At 67.8% G+C, this 16,862-nt stretch carries 16 protein-coding genes and 6 pseudogenes; 11 read left to right on the top strand and 11 right to left on the bottom strand.

Features of this window, described 5'->3' with window-relative positions; translation table 11 throughout:
- Positions 1-23: 23 nt before the first annotated feature.
- From AV541_RS03260 to AV541_RS03235, 7 genes and pseudogenes are all read left to right on the top strand, one after another.
- A pseudogene (locus tag AV541_RS03260) lies at positions 24-1,999 on the top strand (elongation factor G).
- Positions 2,000-2,890, top strand: coding sequence for an AAA family ATPase (locus AV541_RS03255; RefSeq protein ID WP_060384220.1), 891 nt, complete (start codon positions 2,000-2,002; stop codon positions 2,888-2,890).
- A 14-nt stretch (positions 2,891-2,904) separates the two neighbouring features.
- Positions 2,905-4,791 (top strand): phosphoenolpyruvate synthase, encoded by a 1,887-nt coding sequence (ppsA, locus tag AV541_RS03250; RefSeq protein WP_244880582.1) that lies wholly within the window; start codon positions 2,905-2,907, stop codon positions 4,789-4,791.
- Positions 4,713-5,297, top strand: coding sequence for a putative PEP-binding protein (locus tag AV541_RS12070; RefSeq protein ID WP_244880581.1), 585 nt, complete (start codon positions 4,713-4,715; stop codon positions 5,295-5,297). The genes ppsA and AV541_RS12070 overlap by 79 nt, the downstream gene beginning before the upstream one ends.
- 8 nt (positions 5,298-5,305) lie before the next feature.
- Positions 5,306-5,923 carry a PAQR family membrane homeostasis protein TrhA gene (gene trhA / locus AV541_RS03245; protein ID WP_060384219.1) on the top strand — a complete coding sequence of 206 codons (618 nt, stop codon included), beginning with the start codon at positions 5,306-5,308 and terminating at the stop codon, positions 5,921-5,923.
- Positions 5,924-5,956: 33 nt separating this feature from the next.
- Complete coding sequence (locus AV541_RS03240) at positions 5,957-6,631, top strand: response regulator transcription factor (RefSeq protein ID WP_041444484.1); 675 nt, start codon at positions 5,957-5,959, stop codon at positions 6,629-6,631.
- Between the two features lie 21 nt (positions 6,632-6,652).
- Positions 6,653-8,058 (top strand): annotated as a pseudogene (locus AV541_RS03235) (sensor histidine kinase).
- On the opposite strand, the gene AV541_RS03230 reads toward AV541_RS03235, so the two are convergent.
- The 11 genes and pseudogenes from AV541_RS03230 to AV541_RS13480 form a co-directional block, all read right to left on the bottom strand.
- Positions 8,012-8,380: a DUF2089 domain-containing protein gene (locus AV541_RS03230; RefSeq protein ID WP_038035481.1), complete on the bottom strand. Its 369-nt coding sequence runs from the start codon at positions 8,378-8,380 to the stop codon at positions 8,012-8,014. The pseudogene AV541_RS03235 and the gene AV541_RS03230 sit on opposite strands and share 47 nt — an antisense overlap.
- Before the next feature lie 94 nt (positions 8,381-8,474).
- Entirely contained in the window at positions 8,475-8,630 is a 156-nt protein-coding gene (locus AV541_RS12065; RefSeq protein ID WP_244880580.1) for a hypothetical protein, read from the bottom strand.
- Positions 8,627-8,994 (bottom strand): annotated as a pseudogene (locus AV541_RS03220) (SHOCT-like domain-containing protein). The gene AV541_RS12065 and the pseudogene AV541_RS03220 overlap by 4 nt, the downstream one beginning before the upstream one ends.
- Before the next feature lie 67 nt (positions 8,995-9,061).
- Complete coding sequence (gene ccsA, locus AV541_RS03215; RefSeq protein ID WP_011173554.1) at positions 9,062-9,808, bottom strand: cytochrome c biogenesis protein CcsA; 747 nt, start codon at positions 9,806-9,808, stop codon at positions 9,062-9,064.
- Complete coding sequence (gene hemA / locus AV541_RS03210) at positions 9,805-10,977, bottom strand: glutamyl-tRNA reductase (protein ID WP_014510679.1); 1,173 nt, start codon at positions 10,975-10,977, stop codon at positions 9,805-9,807. The genes ccsA and hemA overlap by 4 nt, the downstream gene beginning before the upstream one ends.
- Positions 10,978-11,019: 42 nt before the next feature.
- Entirely contained in the window at positions 11,020-11,700 is a 681-nt protein-coding gene (locus AV541_RS03205) for a uroporphyrinogen-III synthase (RefSeq protein WP_060384218.1), read from the bottom strand.
- Positions 11,672-12,037, bottom strand: a complete 366-nt coding sequence (locus AV541_RS03200; RefSeq protein WP_060384217.1) for a carboxymuconolactone decarboxylase family protein — start codon at positions 12,035-12,037, stop codon at positions 11,672-11,674. Before AV541_RS03200 ends, AV541_RS03205 begins: the two co-directional genes overlap by 29 nt.
- Positions 12,034-12,692: pseudogene (locus AV541_RS03195) on the bottom strand (HAD-IA family hydrolase). Before AV541_RS03195 ends, AV541_RS03200 begins: the two are co-directional and overlap by 4 nt.
- A 249-nt stretch (positions 12,693-12,941) precedes the next feature.
- Positions 12,942-13,813, bottom strand: a pseudogene (locus AV541_RS13315) (transposase family protein).
- 85 nt (positions 13,814-13,898) lie between these two features.
- Positions 13,899-14,066, bottom strand: coding sequence for a hypothetical protein (locus AV541_RS13485; protein ID WP_420855384.1), 168 nt, complete (start codon positions 14,064-14,066; stop codon positions 13,899-13,901).
- A gap of 5 nt (positions 14,067-14,071) precedes the next feature.
- Positions 14,072-14,194, bottom strand: coding sequence for a nucleotidyltransferase family protein (locus AV541_RS13480; RefSeq protein ID WP_420855383.1), 123 nt, complete (start codon positions 14,192-14,194; stop codon positions 14,072-14,074).
- A gap of 95 nt (positions 14,195-14,289) precedes the next feature.
- On the opposite strand from AV541_RS13480, the pseudogene purB reads away from it, so the two are divergent.
- From purB to purC, 4 genes and pseudogenes are all read left to right on the top strand, one after another.
- Positions 14,290-15,599, top strand: a pseudogene (purB, locus tag AV541_RS03180) (adenylosuccinate lyase).
- 88 nt (positions 15,600-15,687) lie between these two features.
- Complete coding sequence (locus AV541_RS03175) at positions 15,688-15,915, top strand: DUF433 domain-containing protein (RefSeq protein ID WP_014629186.1); 228 nt, start codon at positions 15,688-15,690, stop codon at positions 15,913-15,915.
- On the top strand, positions 15,912-16,139 hold the full coding sequence (locus tag AV541_RS03170) for a DUF5615 family PIN-like protein (protein WP_008633097.1): 228 nt from the start codon (positions 15,912-15,914) through the stop codon (positions 16,137-16,139). Before AV541_RS03175 ends, AV541_RS03170 begins: the two co-directional genes overlap by 4 nt.
- Positions 16,140-16,171: 32 nt before the next feature.
- Entirely contained in the window at positions 16,172-16,861 is a 690-nt protein-coding gene (purC, locus tag AV541_RS03165) for a phosphoribosylaminoimidazolesuccinocarboxamide synthase (protein WP_060384216.1), read from the top strand.
- Position 16,862 lies beyond the last annotated feature (1 nt).

The raw sequence follows: 16,862 nt of genomic DNA, 5'->3' as shown, positions 1-16,862 counted from the left end.
CTATGGGCACCGAAGGAGGCGCCATGATCCGAACCGTCGCCCTGGTGGGGCACGCGGGAAGCGGGAAAACCACCCTCACGGAGGCCCTGCTTTACAAGACCGGGGCCAAGGAACGCCGGGGCCGGGTGGAGGAGGGCACCACCACCACGGACTACACCCCCGAGGCCAAGCTCCACCGCACCACGGTGCGCACCGGGGTCGCCCCCCTCCTCTTTCGGGGCCACCGCGTCTTCCTCCTGGACGCCCCGGGCTCCGGGGACTTCGTGGGGGAGATCCGGGGGGCCCTGGAGGCTGCGGACGCCGCCTTGGTGGCCGTGTCCGCGGAGGCCGGGGTGCAGGTGGGCACGGAAAGGGCCTGGACCGTGGCGGAAAGGCTCGGCCTTCCCCGGATGGTGGTGGTCACCAAGCTGGACAAGGGCGGGGACTACTACGCCCTCCTGGAGGACCTGAGGAGCACCCTGGGCCCCATCCTCCCCATAGACCTGCCCCTCTACGAAGGAGGGGAGTGGGTGGGCCTCATAGACGTCTTCCACGGCAAGGCCTACCGCTACGAGAACGGGGAGGAAAGGGAGGCGGAGGTCCCCCCGGAGGAAAGGGAGAGGGTCCAGCGCTTCCGCCAGGAAGTCCTCGAGGCCATCGTGGAGACGGACGAGGGCCTCTTGGAGAAGTACCTGGAAGGGGAGGAGGTCACGGGCGAGGCCCTGGAGAAGGCCTTTCACGAGGCGGTGCGGCGGGGCCTCCTCTACCCCGTGGCCCTGGCCTCCGGGGAGAGGGAGATCGGGGTCCTGCCCCTTCTGGAACTGATCCTGGAGGCCCTCCCCTCCCCCGTGGAACGCTTCGGGGATGGCCCCCCCTTGGCCAAGGTCTTCAAGGTCCAGGTGGACCCCTTCATGGGCCAGGTGGCCTACCTGCGCCTCTACCGGGGAAGGCTTAGGCCCGGGGACAGCCTCCAAAGCGAGGCCGGCCCGGTGCGCCTCCCCCACCTCTACGTGCCCATGGGGAAGGACCTCCTGGAGGTGGAGGAGGCGGAGGCGGGGTTCGTCCTGGGCGTCCCCAAGGCGGAGGGCCTCCACCGGGGCATGGTCCTCTGGCAAGGGGAGAAGCCGGAAAGCGAGGCGGTGCCCTTCGCCCGCCTGCCCGACCCCAACGTCCCCGTGGCCCTCCACCCCAAGGGGCGCACGGACGAGGCCAGGCTGGGCGAGGCCCTGAGGAAGCTCCTCGAGGAGGACCCGAGCCTGAAGATAGAGCGCCAGGAGGAGACGGGGGAGCTCCTCCTTTGGGGCCACGGGGAGCTCCACCTCACCACCGCCAAGGAACGCCTCCAGGATTACGGGGTGGAGGTGGAGTTCTCCGTGCCCAAGGTGCCCTACCGGGAGACCATCAAGAAGGTGGCCGAGGGTCAGGGCAAGTACAAGAAGCAGACCGGGGGGCACGGCCAGTACGGGGATGTGTGGCTTAGGCTGGAGCCCGCTTCCGAGTACAGCTTCGAGTGGCGCATCACCGGCGGGGTCATCCCCAGCAAGTACCAGGAAGCCATAGAGGAGGGGATCAAGGAGGCGGCCAAGAAGGGGGTGCTGGCGGGCTTTCCGGTGATGGGCTTCAAGGCCATCGTCTACAACGGCTCCTACCACGAGGTGGACTCCTCGGACCTCGCCTTTCAGATCGCCGCAAGCCTCGCCTTTAAGAAGGTGATGGCCGAGGCGCACCCCGTGCTTCTAGAGCCCATCTACCGCCTCAAGGTCCTCGTCCCTCAGGAGCGGGTGGGGGACGTTCTCTCCGACCTCCAGGCCCGGCGGGGGCGGATTTTGGGCATGGAGCAGGAGGGGGCCTTGAGCATGGTCCACGCCGAGGTGCCCCTCGCCGAGGTCCTGGAGTACTACAAGGCCCTCCCCGGCCTCACCGGGGGGGCGGGGGCCTACACCCTGGAGTTCAGCCACTACGCCGAGGTCCCCCGCACCTCGCCCAGAGGATCGTCCAGGAGAGGGCCCAGGAGGGCTAGGTGGCCTTGGACCGGCTTCGGAAAGCCCTGGGGGAAGCCCTCTTCGGCCAAGAGGAGGTCATAGAGGCCCTCCTCGCCGTCCTCCTCGCCCGGGGGCACGCCCTCTTGGAAGGGATGCCGGGCCTGGGCAAGACCCTCCTCGCGGAGAGCCTGGCCCGGGCGATCGGCCTCGCCTACAAGCGCATCCAGTTCACCCCGGACCTCCTCCCCCAGGACCTCACGGGAAGCGAGGTCTACCGGGAGGGGCGCTTCGTCTTCGTCCCGGGCCCCATCTTCGCCCAGGTGGTCCTGGCGGACGAGATCAACCGGGCGCCCCCTAAGGTGCAGTCGGCCCTCCTCGAGGCCATGCAGGAAAGGGCGGTGACCGCAGGGGGCGTGCGCCACCCCTTGCCCGAGCCCTTCTTCGTGGTGGCCACGCAAAACCCTTTAGAACTTGAGGGCACCTACCCTCTCCCAGAGGCCCAGCTGGACCGCTTCACCGCCCAAATCCCCTTCCGCCCCCCCAGGCGGGAGGTGTGGCTTAGGATCCTCACGGAGGAACCCCGGATTCCTGAACCCCTGGGGGTGGACTTCCCTAAGGCCCAGGAGGAGGTGCGGGGGGTCAGGGTGGCCAGGGAGGCCCTCGAGGCCATCACCCACGTGGCTTTTCTCACGCAGGAGGACCGGCGCCTGCGCATGGGCCTCTCCCCCCGCGGGGCCAAGGCCTGGCTGGCGTTGGCCCGGGCCCTGGCCTACCTCAGGGCCAAGCCCCTGGTGGACTGGAAGGAGCTTAGGGACGCAGCCTTCCTGGCCCTTCCCCACCGGCTTTTCCTCACGGAGGAAGCCCTTTACGAAGGGGAGAGGCCTAAGGAAATCCTAAAGCAGCTGCTCAAGAAGGGGGGTATCCCCTAGAAGGGAGGAAGGACATGCGCTGGATCCGGTTTTTCCACGAGGTGGGCCTCGAGGACGTGCCCCTGGTGGGCGGCAAAAACGCCTCCTTGGGGGAGATGATCCGGGAGCTCTCCCCCTTAGGGGTCAAGGTGCCCGGGGGGTTCGCCACCACCAGCGAGGCCTACTGGTACTTTCTGGAGCACAACGGCCTGAAGGAGGCCATCGCCCAGGAGCTAGAAGGGCTGGACGTGGAGAACCCCACTGCCCTGCAAAGGGCAAGCCGCCGCCTGCGGAACCTGATCCTGAAAGGGGAATACCCTAAGGACCTCCGGGAGGAAATCCTCCTGGCCTACCGCAGGCTTTCTGAGGAAGCGGGGGAGGAGGAGATCCCCGTGGCCGTGCGGAGTAGCGCCACCGCCGAGGACCTCCCCACGGCGAGCTTCGCCGGGCAGCAGGAAAGCTACCTCTACGTGCAAGGGGAAGAGGACCTCCTCCTCCACGTGAAGCGGGCCATGGCGAGCCTCTTCACCGCCCGGGCCATCAGCTACCGAGCCCACATGGGCTTTGACCACCTCAAGGTGGCCCTCTCCGTGGGGGTCCAGCGCATGGTGCGGGCGGACGACGCCGCAAGCGGGGTCATCTTCACCTTGGACCCCGACACCGGCCACCGGGGCTTCGTCTACCTCACGGCCATCTACGGCCTGGGCGAGAACATCGTCCAGGGCCGGGTGATTCCGGACGGCTACTACGTGCACAAGGAGACCTTCCGTGAGGGCTTCCGGGCCGTGGTCTACAGAAGGCTCGGCGCCAAGGAGCTCACCCTGGCCTTTGACCCCAGGGAGGGAAGGCTCAAGAACCGCCCCACGCCCCTCTACCTGCGAAACCGCTTCGCCCTAAGGGACGAGGAGGTCCTCCTCCTTGCCGACTGGGCCCTGAAGATTGAGGACCACTACTCCAAGAAGCGGGGTAGCCCCACCCCCATGGACATTGAGTGGGCCAAGGACGGCCCCACAGGGGAGCTCTTCGTCCTCCAGGCCCGGCCCGAGACGGTCCACTCGCAAAAAAGCCCCGTGCTCCGGGTCTTCCGCCTCCTCAAGCGGGGCGAGGTCCTGGCCGAGGGCCTGGCGGTGGGGGAAGCCATCGCCACGGGCAAAGCCCGCATCCTCAAGGACCCCAAGGAGATGGACCGCTTCCAGGAGGGGGAGGTCCTGGTCACCGAGACCACCAACCCCGACTGGGAGCCCATCATGAAGAAGGCGGCGGCCATCGTCACCGAAAGGGGCGGGCGCACCTCCCACGCGGCCATCGTGGCCCGGGAGCTGGGGGTGCCCGCGGTGGTGGGGGCGGTGGGGGCCACGCGGAGCGTCCCCGAGGGGGAGGAGGTCACGGTCTCTTGCGCCGAGGGGGAGCGGGGCGTGGTCTACCGGGGCAGGCTCCCCTTTGAGGTGGAGGAGATCCGCCCCGAAACCCTGCCCAGGACCCGGACCCGGATCCTGGTGAACGTGGGCACCCCGGAGGAGGCCCTGAGGACGAGCCTCCTCCCCACGGACGGGGTGGGGCTTGCCCGGATGGAGTTCATCTTCGCAAGCCACGTCCGGGTCCACCCCCTGGCCCTCACCCGGTTTGAAGCCCTTCCCCCCGAGGTGAAGCGCCAGGTGGAGGAAATCACCGAGGCCTACCGCGACAAGCGGGCCTACTTCGTGGAGACCTTAAGCCAGGGCATCGCCCTCATCGCCGCCGCCTTCTATCCGAGGCCCGTTCTCCTCCGCTTCTCCGACTTCAAGACCAACGAGTACGCCCGCCTCCTCGGGGGCACCTCTTTGAGCCCAAGGAGGAAAACCCCATGCTGGGGTGGCGGGGGGCGAGCCGCTACTACCACCCGGACTACAAGGAGGGCTTTCTCCTGGAGGTGGCCGCGGTGAAGCGGGTGCGGGAGGAGATGGGCCTCAAGAACCTCATGGTCATGGTCCCCTTCTGCCGCACCCCGGAGGAGGGGGAGAAGGTCTTGGAGGTGATGGCCGAGGGGGGGCTTAGGCGGGGAGAGGGGGGCCTCGAGGTCCACGTGATGGCGGAGATCCCCTCCAACGTCCTCGAGGCCGAGGCCTTCGCCGAGCTCTTTGACGGCTTCTCCATCGGCTCCAACGACCTCACCCAGCTCGCCTTGGGCCTGGACCGGGACTCGGAAAGGGTGGCCCACCTCTTTGACGAGCGGCGGGAGACGGTGAAGGCCCTCTGCGCCTTCCTCATAGAGAAGGCCCACGCCCGGGGCAAAACGGTGAGCATCTGCGGCCAGGCCCCTTCCGACTACCCGGAGTTCGCCGCCTTCCTGGTGGAAAGGGGCATTGACTCCCTAAGCCTCAACCCCGATGCCCTCCTGCGCACGGTTCGGGAGGTAGCGGAGGTGGAAAGGCGGCTCGGGATCGGGTAGCCTGGGGCATGGTCCGCGAGCCCTTCAACGCTCTAAGCCACGCCCTGGGGGTCCCCCTGGCCCTTCTGGGAAGCTTTTTCCTCTTCCTCCTGGCCCCCAAGGAGGCCTGGCCGGCCCTTTTGGTCTTCGGCCTCACCATGGCCCTCATGTTCGGGGCCAGCGCCCTCTACCACGCCCTAAGGGTGGAGGATAGGACCCTGGCCTGGCTCCGTCGGCTGGACCACGCCGCCATCTTCCTCTTCATCGCCGGAAGCTACACCCCCTTCCTGGTGGAGGGGCTAAAGGAGGGCCTCAGGCCCTTTGCCCTGGGGCTGGTGTGGGGCCTGGCCCTTTTGGGGGTGGGCTTCCGCCTCCTCTTCCTGAGGGCTCCCCGGTGGCTCTACACCCTGGCCTACCTGGGCTTGGGCTGGCTTTCCGTACTCTTCCTGCCCAAGCTGGCCCTTCCCCTACCCACTTTCGCCCTCATGGCCACCGCCGGGCTCTTCTATACCCTAGGGGCCTGGGTGTACGGGCGGAAATGGCCAGACCCCTGGCCCGAACGGGTGGGCTTCCACGGCCTCTGGCACCTCCTCGTCCTCCTGGGAAGCCTCTTTATGTACCTGGCGGTCTTGAGCCTCTACACCTAGCTTTCTCATGAGAAAGTAAGTACCATGGGAGGCATGGAGCCGCCCCTGATCCTCATCGTGGAGGACGAGAAGGACATCGCCCGCTTCATTGAACTGGAGCTCCAGGCCGAGGGCTACCGCACCGAGGTGGCCCACGACGGGATCACCGGGCTTTCCAAGTTCCGGGAGGTGAGCCCCAACCTGGTGATTCTGGACCTGATGCTCCCCGTGATGGACGGGATTGAGGTGGCCAAGCGCATCCGCAAGACCTCCAACGTCCCCATCCTCATCCTCACCGCCAAGGACCGCGTGGAGGACAAGGTGGAGGGGCTGGACGCGGGGGCCGACGACTACCTGGTGAAGCCCTTCTCCATAGAAGAGCTCCTCGCCCGGGTGCGGGCCCACCTCCGCCGCGTGACCCCGGCCATCACCGGGGAGATCCGGGTGGCGGACCTCATCATCAACCTCGAGGGCCGGGAGGTCTTCCGGGGGAACCGCCGCATTGAACTCTCCAACAAGGAGTTTGAGCTTCTGGAGCTCCTCGCCAAAAACCCCGGCAAGGTCTTCAGCCGCTACGAAATAGAGGAGAAGGTCTGGCCGGGCTACCAAGGGGGAAGCAACGTGGTGGACGTCTACATCGGCTACCTGCGCAAGAAGCTGGAGGCAGGCGGGGAGCGCCGCCTCATCCACACGGTGCGGGGGGTGGGGTATGTCCTCAGGGAGGACTGAGCCCAAGCCTAGCCTCCCGGCATGACCCTTAGGACCCGGATCACCCTCCTCACGGCGGGGCTTCTCCTCGTGGCCTTTTTGGTCCTCGGCTTCGCCCTGGAGGGGCTCCTTCGCAACTTCCTCTACGGGAGCCTGCGCACCGACCTGAAGGAGGCAGCCAACCAGGTGGTGCGCCTCCTCAACCTGGGGGGGCAGGCCCTCCTCGAGGCCGGCCTCCCCCGAGCCTCTACGCCGAGGTCCAGCTCCTCCCCGAGGAGGACCCGGCCCTCCTCGCCCGGGAGGGCGGGATCAGCCTGCAGAAAAGCCCCGCCCTGGGAAGCCAGCGCCTCCTCCTAAAGGAGGAGGATTACCGGGAGCTCCTCAAGCGGGGAGAGGTGTGGGCCTACGCGGAGCTCCCCCGTGAGGGCCACCCCCTGCGACTTCTCGTCTACGCCCGGAAGGTGGAGGTCAACCTCTCGGGCTCGGTGTGGAAGGGCGCCCTCCTCGTGGGCCGGCCCACGGAGGACCTGGAGGCCACCCTAAGCCAGTTCGCCCGCATCTACGCGGGCACGGCCCTCTTCGTCCTCCTCCTCTCCCTCTTCCTCGCCCGCAGCCTCGTGGCCCGGGCCCTGGAGCCCTTGGAGTGGGCGGCGCGCAAGGCCGAGGCCATGAGCGCCCGCCCCGAGCCCTTACCGGAGCCGGAAACCCGGGACGAGGTGGCCGCCCTGGTCAAGGCCCTGAACGGGATGCTCACCCGCCTGCAGGAGGCCTTTGAGGCCCAGACCCGCTTCCTCCAGGACGCCTCCCACGAGCTCAGGACCCCCATCACCGCCATCCTGGGGCACGTGGGCTACCTGCTCCGGCGCACCCCCCTCACCGAGGCCCAGCGGGAGAGCCTCGAGGTGGTGAAGCGGGAGGCGGAGCGCATGGGCAAGCTCGTCTCCGACCTCCTGGACCTCTCGCAAAGCGGCGCCTGGAGGATCCGCCCCGTGCCTGTGCGGGTCTTGGACCTCCTGGAAGAGGTGCGGGAGGAGTTTGCCAAAAGCTTTGACGGGGAGATCCTGGTGGAGGCCCCCGAGGACCTTTACGTCCTGGGGGATCCCGACCGGCTCCACCAGGTCATGGCCAACCTGGTCTCCAACGCCCTCAAGGCAGGGGCCCGGCACGTGTGGCTTAGGGCCTTTGACCTAGGGGACAAGGCGGTGGTCCGGGTGGAGGACGACGGGGAGGGGATCCCCGAGGAGCACCTTCCCCACCTCTTTGAGCGCTTCTACCGGGTGGACAAGGCCCGGGACCGGGAACGGGGCGGGTCAGGCCTCGGCCTCGCCATCGTGAAGGCCATCCTCGAGGCCCACGGGGGGGAGGTCTGGGTGGAGAGCCAGGTGGGCAAGGGGACGGCCTTCAGCTTTTCCCTTCCCGCAAGCGGGCCACCGCCTCCTCCACGCTGATCTCCCCCTGCCTTAGGGCCTCCAGGACCTCGAGGCGGTCCTTCCCCTCGTCCTCCTCGTACCCCAGGGCCTTCAGGAGAGCGTCCAGCCGGGCCCGCACCGTGGGGTAGGAGACCCCCAGGATGCGCTCCACCTCCTTCAGGTTCCCCCGGGTCTTCACGAAAAGCCGCAGGAAGTCCAGGTGCTCCTTGGGGAGGAGGGCGAACTCGTTCAAGGCGAAGCGCCCGTGCACCTCGGTGCCGCAAGCGGGGCAGAAGAGGGCCTTCACCGCCAAGGGCCCCTCGCAGGCCGGACACCGCGTGGGAAGAGGCCGGATCACCATACGCCCACCTTTACCCCTATCCTCTCCACCTCCAGCTCCAAAAGCACCAAAGGAGGAAGCCGCCTAAGGGCGAAGACCGCCCCCAGGGGCGTCCTCAAGGCCTTCCCCGAAGGAGGGCCCGGGTCTTGTGGAGGAAGAGGACGAGGAGAAGGCCCCACTCCAAAGCCAAGAGGGGAAGCGCCAGGAAAAGGGGGATGGGGAAAGGCCCCCGCACCCGGAGGTAGAGGAACCGGGGGTGCAAGGGGATCACGCCACCTCCACCAGAATCTGCACCGGGTGGCCTTCCTCCTCCGCCTCAATCTCCACGAGCTTCCCCTCGGGCACCCCCTCCCGCACCAGGCACAGGAGATCCCCGAGGTGCACCCCCTTCCCCGCCAGGGTGGCCTTGGCCTCCTGCGGCAAGAAGGCCTCCACAAGCTCCGCCAAGGCCAGGGGCAGGTTGACGTTCACCCGCACGGGCTTGCCCTCGTCGTAGGCGTGGATGCGCACCCTCAGAACCTGGAGAGGCCCCTTGGCCCTAGACCGCGCCTCCACCGCCTCGAGGAGGGCCAAGGCCTCCTCCACCCCGACCTCCCCGAACGCACCATCTCCAGTATGCGCCGTTTCTCCTCCACGCCTAACCTCCTTGTGGAGGATTTTAAACCCAAGCTTTACATTTTATCAACCTTACCCTTGCATAGTCTAAAACCCCAGCCCCGAGGGGTGCCGGGAACCCAGGAAGGGGGCCCCCAAAAGGGCGAACAGGAAGAGGGCGTAGGCCCCGAGGAGGAGGCCCGCCCGAAGAAGGCCCCGCAGCCGCTCGTCCAGAAGGAAGTAGAGGGTGAGGAGAAGCCAGCCCAGGACCACCGAAACCTCCTTGGGGTCCGGGCTCAAAGGGCTCCCGAAGTAGCCGAAGGCCCAGGCCATGCCGCTCGCAAGCCCCAGGGTGGCCGCCACGTACCCCACCCGGAGGTAACCCCGCTCAAGCCGCCTCAGGCTCCAAAGGGGGGCGGCGGCCACGGCCCGCTCGGGGGCCAGGCGGAGCCTCAGGTCCTGGAGGGCGCACATCGCCCCCGCCCCCACCCCCACGCTCAGGGCGAGGTAGGCCACGAGGAAGGCCCCGGCGTGGAAGAGGGTGAGGAGGAGGGGCAGGTCTCCCCCGGGGTGGGGTAGGGACCGGAGGGCGAAGAGGCCGAGGAGGAGGGCCAAAAAGGCCAGGTACCGGCCCAGGGGCCTAAGCCGGGGCCGGTCCCAAAGGGTCTTTCCCCGGAGGGCGAGGAGCCCCCCCAGGACCAAGGCCACCTGGGCGGGCCCGGCGAAGGGCCCTTCGGCCAAGGCGTGGAAGAGGGCCCCAAGGAGCAGGAAGGCCCCGCCCCAGGAAAGCCCCGCGGGGAGAAAGACCCCAAAGGCCACCCCCACCACCCCGAGAAAGGCCAGGGCCAGGGTCATGTCCGGGAAAGCCGGTAGAGGAGGCAGTCCTCCGGGCAGGGAGGCCCCCCCACCCGGTCCAGGGCGCGGCGCTTCAGCCCCAGGATGAAGGGGTGGGCCAGACGCCCCGCCGCCTTTTCCAGCTCCACGGGCCCGGCCTCCGGCTGGGCCTTGGCCGCCTGGACCCGGGCCCAGGCCTCGAGGGCCCGGATGGCCTCCCGCACCCGGTGGCCCGCGTACCACTCCATGTAGTCCCCTAAGGCCTTCTCAATGAGGGCTTCCACCTTGGGGATCTCCCCCGCGCGGGCCCTTAGGTTCCGGTCCACCACCCGCTTGAGGTCGTCCAGGTTGTAGAGGTAGGCGTGGGGGAGATCCCCCACCCGGGGGTCAATGTTCCGGGGAAGGGCGATGTCTATGAGGAAAAGGGGCTTGGCCCGCTTGGGCAGGTCCTCGGGGCCCACCAGGTAGTGGGGGGCGGCGGCCGAGGCCACCACCAGGTCCGCCTGGCGCAAGACCTGGGGAAGGGCGGGAAGGCCAAAGGCCTCGCCGCCAAAGCGCTCCGCCAGGGCCTGGGCCTTTTCCTCCGTCCGGTTCACGACCAGGATCCGCCCCACCCCGTGGGCCTTCAGGTGGGTGAGGAAAAGCTCCGCCATCTCCCCCGCCCCCAGCACGGCCACGGAAAGCCCGGAAAGGTCCCCGTAGACGGCGAGGGCCAGGTCCAAAGCGGCGTAGGCCACGCTCACCGCCCCCATGCCGATGCCCGTCTCGCTCCGGGCCCGCTTGCCCAAGGCGATGGCCGACTGAAATGCCTTCTCCAGAAGGCTTTCCGTGGCGCCCTGCCTCCTGGCCAGGAAGAGGGCCTCCCGCACCTGGCCCAGGATCTGGGCCTCCCCCACCACCAGGGAGTCCAGCCCGGCGGCCACCCGGTAGAGGTGGCGCAGGGCCTCCACCCCCTCCTTCACGTAGAGGTGCCGGGGGGCCACCCCCCTTGAGAGGAGGAGGGCCCTGGCCTTCTCGGGGCTTCCCACCCCGTAGAGCTCCGTGCGGTTGCAGGTGGAGAGGACCACCCCCTTCCCCAGGGCGGAAAGGGCGGCGGGGAGGGCCACCACGGGGTCCAAGGCGGCCTTCTCCCGCACCTCCAGGGGGGCGGTCTTGTGGGAGAGGCCCACCAGGTAGAGGGGCAAGGCCATACGCTCCCCTGAGTATACGCCACCGGGGTAGGGACGTTTGCCCTACCGCCCGAGGGCCCGGAGAAGGGCGGCAAAAAGCCCTTCTAGCCCTGGGCTTTCCGCCTCCACCACGGGAAAGCCAAGCCTCCGGGCCTCCTCCCCGGTGCTCGGGCCGATGGCGGCCGCCTTGGGGCGCTTAGCGGTCCAGCGGGCGAAGGCCCGCACCCCGCTCGGGCTGAAGAAGGCCACCACCTCCGCCCGCTCCAAAAGGGCCACCTCCTCGGGGGCGAGGGCCCTTTCCCGGGTGGCGTAGACCGGAAGGCGCACCACCTCCACCCCCCGCGCCCTAAGCCCCTCCTCCAGGTCCTTTCCCGCCAGGTCCCCGGCCACAAAGAGGACCCTTTGCGCCTGGGGAAAGCTTTGGGCCAGGTCCTTGGCCGTGGCCCGTGGGGGCAGGAAGGCCGGGGGAAGCCCCCCTGCCCTCAGGACCCCCGCCGTGCCCTCCCCCACGGCCGCCACCCTCAGAAAGGGGCGGCCCGCCTCCTCCCAGGCAAGGAGGAGGCGCTTTGCCCCCTCCTTGGAGGTCACGGCCACGTAGTCCCACCCCTCCTTGAGCTTTTCGGGGAGGAGGGCGCGGGCGGGAAGGTCCACCTGCTCCAAAAGGGCCACCTCCGCCGCCTCTATCCCGAGGGCGGCGAGCCTCGCAAGAAGCGCCCTATCCTTCCCCCTCGTGAGGAGCACCACGATCTTTAAGCACCTTCTGGAAAAGCTTCATGGCGGCCAGGGCCCGGGGAAAGCCGAGGAAGAGGGCGGACTGCAGGATGGTCTCCCGCACCTCCCGTTCCGTGGCCCCCACCCTCAAGGCCCCCTCCAGGTGGGTGGCGAGCTCCTTGGGGCTCCCCAGGGCGATGAGGGCGGTGATGGCGAGAAGCTCCCGGGTCTTCAGGTCCAGGCCCGGCCTCGCCAGGACCTCCTCGTAGGCGAAGTCCCGGATGTAGCAGAAGAGGTCCTCGTCCACCGCCTTGAGGCTCTCCTCAATGGCCTCCTGCTTCTCCCCCCAGATGGCGGCCCGGACGCTCATGGGAGGTAGTCTAGCACCCTTTCCAGCCGGGGAAGGGCCTTGGGGTTCTCCCCAAGGGGGTCAAAGAGGAGGGCCCGCATCCCCACGGCCTCCGCCCCCAAAAGGTCCGCCTCCGCGTCCCCCACGTGCACCGCCTCCTCCGGGGAAACCCCGAGGGCCTCCAGGGCCTCCCGGAAGAGCCTCGGGTCGGGCTTGGCGTAGCCGGAGAGGGCGCTCACCGAGAGGTGGTCAAAGTAGCGCCTCAGGCCCACCACCTCCAGGATCTCCGGCAGGGTGGCGTCCCAGTTGGAGACCACGGCCAGGGGGTACCCCTTCGCCTTCAGGGCCTTCAGGGTGGCCTCCGCCCCGGGGACGAGGGGCCAGGTGGCGGGGTCCTTCCAGCGGGCCACAAGCTCTCGGGAAAGGGCCTCGGCGTGGTCCTCGAGGCCCATCCCCACGAGGAGCCTCCGGTGGAACTCCCGCCAAAGGCCTAAGGCGGTCTCCAGGTCCCGGGCCTTCAGGTGGTTTTCCTCGTAGAAGCGGAAGGCCTCGAGGGCCGCCTTGCGCACATCCCCCGCGGCCTCAGGCCCCGCGCCTCCAAAAGGGGCAGGAGCCAGAAGCGGGGGCTCGCCAGGATCAGGGTGTTCCCCACGTCAAAGGTCAGGGCCCGGACCATGGCCTCAGTCTATACCGCTTCTAACCCAAGCCTCTATGTACACGTCAAAACCTCCATAGGGCATAACCCCAAGGGACTTCCGCGCCTTCCTCCCCCTGCACCCCAGAGGGCAAGCGCCCAAAGGGTGAGCAGGTCCAGCCCCGCCCGGAAGAGGCTCTGTCCCAGCCTCCCGTGCTTCTTGGGCCTCACCGGACGCACCCGGTGCAGCACAAGCCGGTCGTGTCAAGATTTATGCCTTCGTGTGCTACCTCATAGCTCCACCCCGGCCATCCTGAGAAGCACCCGGCTACGTATGAGGTTGTGAACAAGCAGGATGAGGTTCACCCGGGCCACCAGCCCCCAGTAGGACCGGGCCTCTATCCGATGAAGCCCCAAAGACCGCACCATCACGCTGAAGCGGGTCTCTATCCAGTTCCGTACCCTTCCCATCCACCCTCTCCACCCCGTCTCCACCACCCTTCCTCCCCTGACCCGATAGGGTGGTGTCTTGACTCCCTGGACCCAACGAAAGCCCCGGTCCCCGAGGACCGCGGGCAGACCGTCCAGCAGGTCCCTCCCCCAGGTCTCCCGGGCATTACCGGGGAGAATGGCCCAACGAAAAAAGAGGCCCCGCTCGTTCATCACTGGCATGATGCTTTCCCGTCAGGGAAACAGCTTGTGGACGTAGCCCGCGAAAGCCCCCAGAGGTCCTACCCCATCGCGGCCTCGGGAAGAGAGAGGCCGTGGATGCGGTGGCCGTGGGCCAGGGGGATAGGCTTGAGGTCCACCACCTGCAGGAGGCCTTGTCCCCCAGAGAGCCTCATGGCCAGGTGAGCCAACAACCCCTGGGCCTTCTGAAGGACCCGGTAGAAGCGGGAGAGGTGGGGGAGGGAGGGGAAGTAGGCCTTGAGGGTGGTCTTGGCGGCCAAGTAGCCTTTGGCGAGGTCTTGGCCTTGCAAAAGGAGAAAGATGGCGAGGGTTAGGAGCTCGGCCAGGGTAGCCTTCTGGTGCTTTTGCTTTGGGGGGAGCTTGAAGTCCTGAGCTTGCAAGGCCTTGAGTTCGTCATCCACCCAAATGTAGGTAGCCACCAGAAGGGTTTCCGCGTCAAGATAGTAAAGGGGGTGCTCACGATCTTGCTGCATAGCACCCCCTCTTTTTTCACACCCCAGGGGTTGGGGTCAAGTAGCACACGAAGGCATGTCTTGGAGAAGAAGGCGCGCATCCCGCTTAGACATGGACCAGGTCCTCTCGCACCGCTTGCCACAGGTGCGGCTTACGCCGCAAGGCCCCTGCGGTCAGCAGGTCCACCGGAAGCCCCAGTAGAGCTTCTAAGTAATCGCGCAGGTCCACGATCTCCCACCCTAGGGGGCGTTCTAGCGCTACCAGGATATCCACGTCGCTTACGGGGGTGGCCTCCCCCGGGCGTAGGAACCGAAGATGGCCAGCTCCCGCACGCCGAAGCGGGCCCGAAGCTCCGGCTTGTGCCGGGCCAGGATGCTCAGGATCTCGCCCAGGGTCCTCATGGTCCGCCACCCCGAAAGGGGCCGAAGCGCCTCCGTGCCTCCAGTATACCCCCTTCCTTCGCCTCCCCTGCCCCTTCCCTGGTACCCTTAAGGGCATGATCGCCCGCTACCAGACGTCGGAGATGGCCCGCCTCTGGTCGGAGGAAAGCCGCTACCGGATGTGGGCCCGGGTGGAGGCCTACGCCCTCGAGGCCTGGGAGGCCTTAGGGGAGGTGCCCAAGGGCCTTTCGGCGAGGCTTCTCGCCAAGCTGGAGGAAAAGCCCCTGGACGGGGCCTTCGCCCGGAGGGTAGCGGAGCTGGAGGCGGTAACCCGCCACGACCTCGTGGCCTTCACCCGGGCCCTCGCCGAGTGGACGGGGGACGAGGAGGTGGGGCGCTACCTCCACCTGGGCCTTACCAGCTCCGACATCGTGGACACGGCGCAAAACGCCCTCCTGGTGGAGGCCCTAAGCCTCGTCCTGGAGGAGCTTAAGGGGGTGGAGGAGGCCTTAAAGGCCCTCGCCCTCCGCCACAAGCACACCCCCGCCATCGCCCGCACCCACGGGGTCCACGCCGAGCCCACGAGCTTCGGCCTCCGCTTCCTCTCCTTCCTCGCCGCCTTCCAAAGGGACGAGGAAAGGCTTAAGCGGGCGAGGGAGACCATCGGGGTCGCCATGCTCTCGGGCTCCGTGGGCAACTACGCCCACGTCCCCCCGAGGTGGAGGCCCACGTGGCCCGGCGCCTGGGCCTCCGCCCCGAGCCCATTTCCACCCAGGTCGTCCCCCGGGACCGGCACGCCGAGGCCATGGCGGCCCTCGCCATCCTGGGGGGGAACATAGAGCGGGTGGCCGTGGAGCTACGCCACCTCCAGCGCACGGAGGTCCTCGAGGCCCAGGAGCCCTTCCACGAAGGGCAGACGGGGAGCTCCTCCATGCCCCACAAGAAGAACCCCGTGGGCCTGGAGAACCTCACCGGGGTGGCGAGGCTCCTTAGGGGTTACCTCCAGCCCACCCTGGAGGACATCGCCCTCTGGCACGAGCGGGACATCTCCCACTCCTCCGTAGAAAGGGTCATCCTCCCCGACGCCACCACCCTGGCCCACTACGCCCTGAGGCGCCTCAAAGGGATCCTCGAGGGCCTCGAGGTCTTTGAAGAGAACCTGGCCAGGAACCTGGACCTCACCCGGGGCCTCGTCTACTCCCAGCAGGTCCTGAACGCCCTCATCGCGCGGGGCCTTTCCCGGGATAAGGCCTACGCCCTCGTCCAGCGGAACGCCTTGAGGAGCTGGAAAGAGGGGAAGAGCTTCCTGGAGCTCCTGGAGGCCGACCCCGAAAACCCCCTCAAGAGGGAGGAGCTAAGGGCCCTCTTTGATCCCAAGCCCTTCCTCCGGCACGTGGACGCCATCTACGCCCGCTTCGGGCTCTAGGCGCTCGCACCTTGCAACATGGGGTCCCCTGGCCAGAAGCCTTCTTGGGGCCCACGCTCTGGCGCAAGCCGGAGCTTAGAATGAGGGCATGCCCCGGTTTAGCCGGATCACCCACGACCCTCGCCTCTTCGGCGGTAAAGCCACCATCCGGGGGCTGCGCCTCACGGTGGCGGCCCTGCTCCGGCGGCTGGCCCACGGAGAACGCCCCGAGGACCTCCTCCGGGACTACCCGGAGCTTACCCTCGAGGACATCCGGGAAGCCTTAGCCTACGCCGCTTGGAGGCTGGAGGAGGAAGAGCACGCCCTAAGCCCGTGAAGATCCTGGTGGACATGAACCTCTCGCCGCGCTGGCGGGAAGCGCTCGAGGCCTCGGGGTACGAAGCCGTATGGTGGCGCGACGTGGGCCCGGCTAACGCCCCCGACGAGGCCCTACCCCCAGTGCTGGAGGTCTTAAGGCGTTTCTCCGAGGCTCTGGAACGGGGAGCCCTGGCGGTGATCGGACCCGAGAAAACGCGGCTTCGCCTCCTGCCGCTACAATGAAGGTAACGGGCCTCAGGCCCACAGGGAGAGGCATGGAGAAGCTCTACGAGGGCAAGGCCAAGGTGCTCTACCGGGAAGGCCCGGACACCTTAAGGGTCTACTTCAAGGACGAGGCCACCGCGTTCAACGCGCAAAAACGGGGGGTGATCCCGGGCAAGGGCGTGGTGAACAACAAGGTCTCGGCGGCCCTCTTCCGCTACCTCGAGGCCCACGGGGTCAAGACCCACTTCCTGGAGGAGGTCTCCGACCGGGAGATGCGGGTGAGGCGGGTGGAGATCCTTCCCCTGGAGGTGATCCTCCGCTTTAGGGCCGCGGGAAGCTTCGCCCGGCGCTACGGCCTAAAGGAGGGGACCCCGCTGAAGATGCCCCTTCTGGAGTTCTCCCTCAAAAACGACGCCCTGGGGGACCCCTTGATCTGCGAAAACGCCGTCCTGGCCCTGGGACTCACCACAGAGGGGGAGCTGGAAGGGGTGAAGGCCGCCACGCTCCGGGTGGGGGAGCTCCTCAAGGCCTTCTTCGCCGAGCGGGGCCTAGAGCTCGTGGACTTCAAGCTGGAGTTCGGGAAGGTGGGCGGGGAGATCCTCCTCGCCGACGAGATCAGCCCCGACACCATGCGCCTTTGGGACGAGAAGGGGGAGCCTTTGGACAAGGACCGCTTCCGCAAGGACCTAGGCGGCGTGGAGGAGGCCTACCGGGAGGTGCTCCGGCGGGTCCTGGGGTAGA

Source organism: Thermus parvatiensis (assembly GCF_001535545.1).
GTDB lineage: Bacteria > Deinococcota > Deinococci > Deinococcales > Thermaceae > Thermus > Thermus parvatiensis.
Note: the sequence above shows the minus strand (reverse complement) of the source record. Positions and strands in the feature narration are given on the sequence as shown.